This window comes from Deltaproteobacteria bacterium (assembly GCA_016874735.1).
GTDB lineage: Bacteria > Bdellovibrionota_B > Oligoflexia > Oligoflexales > CAIYRB01 > CAIYRB01.
This window is the reverse complement of sequence record VGTI01000128.1, coordinates 1-4,916: the sequence shown is the minus strand read 5'-3', so window position 1 is coordinate 4,916 and position 4,916 is coordinate 1. Positions and strand designations below refer to the sequence as shown.

5 protein-coding genes and 1 pseudogene are annotated in these 4,916 nt (G+C 53.8%); 5 read left to right on the top strand and 1 reads right to left on the bottom strand.

The window, feature by feature from the left end; all coding sequences use genetic code 11:
* Positions 1–10: 10 nt before the first annotated feature.
* From rfbA to FJ146_19455, 5 genes and pseudogenes are all read left to right on the top strand, one after another.
* The gene (rfbA, locus tag FJ146_19475) at positions 11–892 is read left to right on the top strand and encodes a glucose-1-phosphate thymidylyltransferase RfbA (protein ID MBM4254151.1); all 882 of its coding nucleotides are present in this window, start codon (positions 11–13) and stop codon (positions 890–892) included.
* Positions 879–1,445: a dTDP-4-dehydrorhamnose 3,5-epimerase gene (rfbC, locus tag FJ146_19470; GenBank protein MBM4254150.1), complete on the top strand. Its 567-nt coding sequence runs from the start codon at positions 879–881 to the stop codon at positions 1,443–1,445. Before rfbA ends, rfbC begins: the two co-directional genes overlap by 14 nt.
* A 171-nt stretch (positions 1,446–1,616) precedes the next feature.
* Positions 1,617–2,090 (top strand): mobile mystery protein A, encoded by a 474-nt coding sequence (locus FJ146_19465; GenBank protein ID MBM4254149.1) that lies wholly within the window; start codon positions 1,617–1,619, stop codon positions 2,088–2,090.
* Positions 2,090–2,472: pseudogene (locus FJ146_19460) on the top strand (hypothetical protein). The gene FJ146_19465 and the pseudogene FJ146_19460 overlap by 1 nt, the downstream one beginning before the upstream one ends.
* 115 nt (positions 2,473–2,587) lie before the next feature.
* Positions 2,588–3,796 (top strand): transposase, encoded by a 1,209-nt coding sequence (locus FJ146_19455; GenBank protein ID MBM4254148.1) that lies wholly within the window; start codon positions 2,588–2,590, stop codon positions 3,794–3,796.
* A gap of 201 nt (positions 3,797–3,997) precedes the next feature.
* Here the strand turns inward: FJ146_19455 and FJ146_19450 are convergent, their stop codons facing one another.
* Positions 3,998–4,393: a hypothetical protein gene (locus FJ146_19450; GenBank protein ID MBM4254147.1), complete on the bottom strand. Its 396-nt coding sequence runs from the start codon at positions 4,391–4,393 to the stop codon at positions 3,998–4,000.
* Between the last annotated feature and the right edge of the window lie 523 nt (positions 4,394–4,916).

Genomic DNA, 4,916 nt, shown 5'->3' with positions numbered 1-4,916 from the left:
GAGACCACCCATGAAGGGTATCGTTCTTGCCGGCGGCTCAGGCACCAGGCTCTATCCATTGACCATCGCAGTCAGCAAGCAGATGCTGCCGATCTACGACAAGCCGATGATCTACTACCCACTCTCCGTGCTGCTACTCTCAGGTATCCGCGAGATTTTGATCATTAGTACGCCGCAGGATCTACCGCACTTTCGCCGTCTCCTAGGCACCGGGGATCAGTGGGGCGTGCGCTTTGACTATGTCGAGCAGCCTAGCCCGGACGGTTTGGCGCAGGCCTTTATCTTAGGCGAGAAGTTTCTTGGCACGGACCCAGCCTGTCTCGTCCTCGGCGATAACATCTTTCACGGCGACAAGCTGTCGAAGTTATTCCAGACCGCCGCGGCAAGGAATAAGGGCGCAACGGTGTTCTCCTACTACGTGAGCGATCCTGAGCGTTACGGGGTCGTTGAGTTTGGCAAGGACGGCCGCGCCATCAGCCTTGAGGAAAAACCCAAGGCCCCCAAATCTAACTACGCCGTCACCGGCCTTTACTACTACGATAACGACGTCGTTAAGCTCGCCAAGACCATTAAGCCCTCGCCACGCGGCGAGTTAGAAATCACCGACCTAAACCGTCTCTACATGGAGCGCGGTGATCTAAACGTCGAGGTGATGGGACGAGGCTCCGTATGGCTAGACACCGGGACGCACGACTCCTTGGTCGAGGCCGTCAACTACGTCCAAGCGGTCGAGAAGCGTCAAGGTCTCAAAATCGGCTGCCCCGAGGAGATCTGCTGGCGTATGGGCTTTATCGGTGACGATCAACTCCTGCGTCTTGCAGCACCGTTGGCCAAGACTCAATACGGCGTCTACCTCCAGCATATCGTGAAGGAAAAGCATGAACGTCGTTGAGACCTCGCTCCCCGGCGTCCTGATCATTGAGCCCAAAGTGTGGGGTGATGAGAGAGGCTACTTTTTCGAGAGCTTTCAGGCCGAGCGCTACCAGGCTCACGGTATCAAGGGCACCTTTGTTCAAGATAACGTGTCCTACTCGCGCCGCGGCATCCTGCGGGGCCTGCATATGCAAAACCCAAACCCCCAGGGCAAACTTGTGCAGGTACTCCAAGGCGCTGTACTCGATGTCGCCGTCGACGTCCGCGTCGGATCACCCCACTTCGGCCTTAGCGTCGCCGTTGAGCTGTCGTCCGATAATAAGCGCCAGCTCTGGGTGCCACCAGGCTTTGCCCACGGCTTTATCGTCACCAGCGAGACGGCGATGTTTGCCTATAAGTGCACCGACTACTACGCACCCGCCAGCGAACTCTCCATCCTCTGGAACGACCCCGATCTCGAAATCCCCTGGCCGCGGGGCCTTGAGCCTCAACTCTCGGCTAAGGACAAGGTCGGGCGACGGCTGAAGGATATTAGTCCGGGTGAGCTTTGTCGGTACGTGGCTGGTGCATAGGCCTGAAATGGCCTCTAAGTAAGCCGTGACTTAATCGGTGTTGTGCTCCTTTCTCCCTCATTCCCTTTCTCCGTGGTCAAAAAACGGCCCATGACTCGTATCCCGCAGGGGCAGGAGCTCTGCCGATTTAGACCGCGGAGACAGTGATGCTTTAAAAAACATCATAAAAACATGAAACTTAATCGAAACATCCTTCATCAGCAGCGCCGCCAGTTGGACGAGAGACTCAAAGCCTGGAGACAGGTCAGCAAAACTCCCCGTCCACGAATGGGCTGGCTCAAGGCTGTACGAGAATCGCTCGGCGTAACAACGCGGCAATTGGCTCATCTTCTCGGCACCAACAACGGCGTTGTCGTCCGCTTGGAGCAACGGGAGCGCGAAGGTAAAGTCACACTGGAGGCGCTCGACCGCGCTGCTCAGGCGCTAGGATTTAGCGTTGTTTATGCCATCGTGCCCGACGACACGCTGGAAGCTATCGTTGACGAAAAAGCGCAAGAGGCCGCGCACGCGATCCTTCGGTCGGTGACCCATACGATGAAACTGGAAAAACAAGAGGTAAGGCCTAAAGCCACCCGGGCGCAGCTGCAAGAACTCGCTCAATCTCTCAAGACGCGACTCGCCCCCGAACTTTGGACGAAGCGTTAATGACGATACGGTTAGAGTATCCACAGGGAGCAACTCCGCTTGATCCAGATTGGGCTCTCACCAAAAAGAAAGCCATCCTCAGCGATAATTTTTTACGGGAACTGCACAAAAGAATGTTCGGTGATGTGTGGCGCTGGGCCGGACAATACCGTACCAGCGGAAAAAATACTGGATCGGTCACAGCACTTACCCTTGGGATGAGCTTGCTGCCAGATTTCATCATCGGCTCGTCCTGATTCACGCATTTGCCAATGGCAATGGACGTCATGCTCGCCTCATGACGGACATATTTATCCCATGTGCCGTAAAACTCCGCCGTTCACGGCGGAGATATAAGGCACCTGCCCGAGCGAGTACGAAGTATCTCGCGAGTTCCGCCTAGTTGGGGTCCCCTGTAAGAAACCGAGTCAAGGATAAAAGTTGCCTGCCGTCGCCCATGTCACTCGAAAGGATTAGTGTGACTTGCTATAAATTGCACTTCCATCTCAGGAAGACGCATGACGCTGACTACATGGAAATTCCGAGTTAAGGACAGCGGCAGTGCAGGTCGCAGGCTGACCGCGATGGCTAGGTCAGTCAACTTCGTTTGGAACTATGCCAAAGAGACTCAAGTAACGGCACTACGCCGCAGCTCGACAAAGGTGATCCTGCGTAAAGATGGTATGAGCCGCACAGTACCCAACTTCTTTTCGGCTTTCGAACTCAACAATCTAGTTGCCGGATCTGCCAAGGATCTGGGTCTCCACAGCCAAACCGTGCAAGCAGTGGTAGAGGAGTATGCCAGGAGACGGGCTCAATTCCGTAAGTTGCTTCGTTGGCGTGGACGGAAGTCGCTTGGCTGGATCCCATTCAAGGCCTCCGGCGTCAGGCTTAGCTTTGACGCAGTCAGAGAGTGGACGGGTGCCACCAGCGGCAAGCGTCGGAGCAAAGCTCGCGGCAATGTAACTTACTGCGGGCTACAGCTTGAGTTTTGGGCATCGAGAGTGCTGCCTGATGACGCTGTCATCAAGACGGGATCATTTGGTCAGAATGCACTTGGCCAGTGGTTTGTCAGTATCACTTTTGCGAGCGATCAATTGACCTACGCGACGACCGACGAAGCCGTCGGCATCGACATAGGCATCAAGTCCATGGCGACACTTTCAAGCGGAGGGAAGCTGACTGGCCCGGGGCTTCGCGAGCGTTACTTGGACAAAATACGTCGGCTAGAGCGTACTAGGCTCAGCGCCAGGCGGCGGCAGGCTGCCAGTAAGTGTTACGGCCGGCTACCTAAGGCTAGGCGAGTGGCTAAACTCCACGCCAAAACAGCACATGCTAGAAGTGACTATTTGCATAAGGCCTCGACTAGCCTAGTCGAGAGCTACGGCCAGATCTTCATCGGTGATGTCCCGTGTCGCCTGATGAATCGTTCGAAAAACCTAGCAGGGATCAGTCTAGACCACGGTATCGGCAAGTTTAAACAGCAAGTCTCCTACAAAGCCCAAAGAGCTGGGGGACAAGCGCAGGAAATAAAAGAAAGGGACTCCACCCGGACGTGTGCGATCTGCCTAGAGGTATATCCCCGGATCGGGTTAGGAAAAAGAGAATGGAAGTGCAGCAAATGTGGTAGGGTTCACGACCGTGACGTCAATGCAGCGCGTAACATTCTCCGCCTCGGACGTGAGGCGCTGACCCACTTGCACTGCCGTGAGGCAGTGCAAGCCTAGGGAATCCCCTTCGTTTACGGAGGGTGAGGACGTCAATCCCAATCAGACTATTTCGATGCATACGCCCTTTTTCAATATTTGCTTGTTCTGGAATTAGCGTCTAACGAGTGAGATTCACCGCGAATCGCGATCTACGACAAAATAGGTCGCTTCCATAGGGACCAGCTTAGGTTTAAGCAGATTGAAGTCCAAATGAAGACCCTAAGACTTACGACCATTTTTGATGTTGTCGAGTTCGGCAAGAGCAGAGCTGACGCCATCTTCGTACGATAGTGGCCAATCTGGATCTAAAAGGTAATTCAGCACCAACGCAGGATCCCTATCCCCATTCGCAAGCATATAGTAATCCTTGCCCTGAATGAGCCTGTTGACCCGTCTACCTGGTCCGTCACAAGTAACTATATGGTACTGCCGATGTTCGCGACAAAAGTCGATGAGCTGCGACAGGTCGTCGCACATGAAGCATCCACTAAAATCATGGCCTTCAAGGCCAAGTGACACTAGGTCGTAGTAGTTGTTGATCAGCCCGATGCGTCGATTGAAGTCGCTATAACTCACATATAGCTCGATTTTGTCGACTCTAGCTCGTGCACCCATGGTGAATCCTTTGGACTACGGTACTTAGGCATTGCCCAGAGTGATTATCGGCAATTAGTTATGAGGGATTAGTTACGCCGGCGGGACCAGGTCAAGTCGCTGAAAAAGTCCTAATGTCGGCCTTGAACTCTCTGCATTCGACAACACGTCTATAAATAACTAAAAGTTTTCTTACCATTATGACAAATTTTTAACTTTTCCGACTATTCATTCAGGGACCTACGGCGTACTCCCTGGCTTGAGCTAGAAGGAATTTCCTCACAGGTGCAACCCAGAGGATCGTCCAGCGCTCTCGCAGCCCCTTCGTCTCTGGTCCACCAGGCTTACCCCACTGTGTGGTCAAGAAACAGACTTTGACGCGTATCCCTCGGATCATGCGCTCTGCCGATTTAGACCACGGAGACACGGAGGGACTAGATATTTCGAATTAAGGTCCTAATATCTTCGATCTTCAGCTAGCACCACTAATGTCCGCCCCCGACATCTGCTCTACACCCACTCATGTCGTTCGACTTTAGTGCAC